At 74.9% G+C, this 1,999-nt stretch carries 1 protein-coding gene and 1 pseudogene; both read left to right on the top strand.

What is annotated here, in order from left to right:
- A pseudogene (locus tag AC792_RS17310) lies at positions 1–451 on the top strand (MFS transporter); the annotation flags it as partial.
- Between the two features lie 83 nt (positions 452–534).
- Positions 535–1,999: DUF4192 domain-containing protein (locus tag AC792_RS10225; RefSeq protein WP_049830427.1), on the top strand; the 1,465-nt coding region annotated here is incomplete at its 3' end.

The raw sequence follows: 1,999 nt of genomic DNA, 5'->3' as shown, positions 1-1,999 counted from the left end.
CGCCGTGCCCCCGGGTCCGGCGCCCCTGCCGCTCCTCGTGGTGCTGGTGGTCGCGCTGGCGATCGGCGGTCCCGGGGCCATGATCCCCTTCGACTTCGCCCGCCCCTTCAACCCCGCCGCGAGGATCGGGACGGCCCCGGGCATCGGCAACATCGGCGGCCTCCCGGCCTCGCTCCCGGCCATGTTCGTCATCGGCGTGGTCCTCGACGTCCTCCTCCGCAGCGGTGTCTCCGGCGGGGACCTCTATGCACTGACCTCCTTCCGCATCGCGATGGCCGCCCAGCTCGTGGTGCTCGCCACGGGAACGGTGGCCGTCCTCATCGTGCGGCGCAGGGTCCGGCGCCGCCTGGCGGAGCAGGGTGTGGTGGTCCCGCCGGTGCGCGATGCGCTGGCGCGGGAGCGACGACGCCGCCGGGAGCAGCGGACCGAACGGAGATCGAGGGCGGACTAGGCCTCCGGGGGCGGGATCCGGCGGCTTGTCCACATAGGGGCGCCGGTACGGTCCGCGGTGTCCCGGGCGCCCGAAGCTGGGGCATGTCCTCCTTCCAGCATCCCCCGGCCGCCCACCCGCCGACCCCGCCCGGCGTGGTCGCCTCCGCCGCCGACATCCTGTCCTATATACCGCACGCCCTCGGGTTCCTGCCGGACGAGAGCCTCGTGGTGATCACGCTGGCGGGCAGGAGGCTCGGCGCCACCCTCCGGGTTGACCTCCCCGCGGAGACCGCCGATCCGTCGGTCTTCGCCCGCGGGATCCTCTCCTTCCTGGAGGGGGACCACGAGGCGGACGGCACCCTCGTGGTGGTCTACACGAAGCAGAGCTGGCAGCGCCTGACCGTTCCTCCGCGGAACGCGCTCGTGCTCACCGTCCAGGGCGTCCTGGCTGCCGCGGGCCTCCCCACGCGGGGCGGCTGGCTGGTCTCGGCCTCCGGGTGGCGGGACTACTTCTGCGTCGACGAGGGCTGCTGCGCCTGGCCGGGACAACCCCTCGACTCCGTGTCCTACAGCCCACTGAGCGCCGAGCTGGTCTACGGGGGGAGCTCCTTCGACGCATCGGCCGCAGCGGCCGTGCGGCGAGCCGCACCCGCCGTCGGGCTGCGGAGCACCGGACGGCGAACGGTGCTCCGCGAGGTCGAGGACGCGCAGGCCGACGTCGCCGCTCGCTGCGCAGGTCGGTGGTGCTCCTGCATGCAGTTCCGCGCCACGGCCGCCGTGTGGGAAGCGGTGCTCCTCCACCCGGAGGAGCTCGACCCCGCCCGCGATCCGGGGCTCGTCGGGTTCCTCCTCGCCAGTCTCGAGTCACGGACCGTGCGGGACTTCCTCCTGGCGAGCACGTGCCTCGGACCGGACCGTGCTCTCGACGGCGCCGCCGCCTGCGGGCTCCTGGAACAGGCGCACCCGGGCCGCCGAGGATGTGGTGACGGAGCGGCTCCCGACGGCGGGGACGGTGGGACGCAGCTCCGGCAGGGTCCCGGTGCGGAGGCGGTACTCCCTGCCGTCGGCTCTCCCGGACCGGTACGGGACGGGGTGCTCGCGACCCGGCTGCTGCTCGTGCAGCCCGGGTGGAGCGCGGGATCCCCGGATCCAGGTCCGCGGCCGGATGCGGCCGCCGACTACGCGGACCTGCTCGCGGGCCGGTACGTGGGGTCGGTGGCGTGGGGCAGGGTGGACGCGATGAGCGTGGTCCTCGCCCAGCTGACCGCCGTGTCCGACGGCGAGGCCCGTGCGGCCGCACTCACCATGTCCGGCTGGTTCGAGTACGCGCGCGGACGCGGATCCCGGGCGTCGGTGTACCTCGACGCCGCCGAACGGGAGGTGCCCGGCTACCGTCTGGCGCGGCTGCTGCAGGAACTCCTCCACCGGGGCGGACTGCCGGCGTGGGCGCGATGCCGCGCCACGGCCTGGACCTCCTCCTCCGTGCCCGTCCGGGACGGGCGGTGTGAGGCGGGCGGTGTCCCGGACGCGCACCCACGCACCGCGGACCGTCCGGACGGGTCCGGGG

Origin of the sequence: Arthrobacter sp. RIT-PI-e (assembly GCF_001187915.1) — a bacterium.
In the GTDB taxonomy this organism is placed as follows: Bacteria; Actinomycetota; Actinomycetes; order Actinomycetales; family Micrococcaceae; genus Arthrobacter_D.
This window is presented reverse-complemented; position numbering and strand designations above follow the sequence as displayed.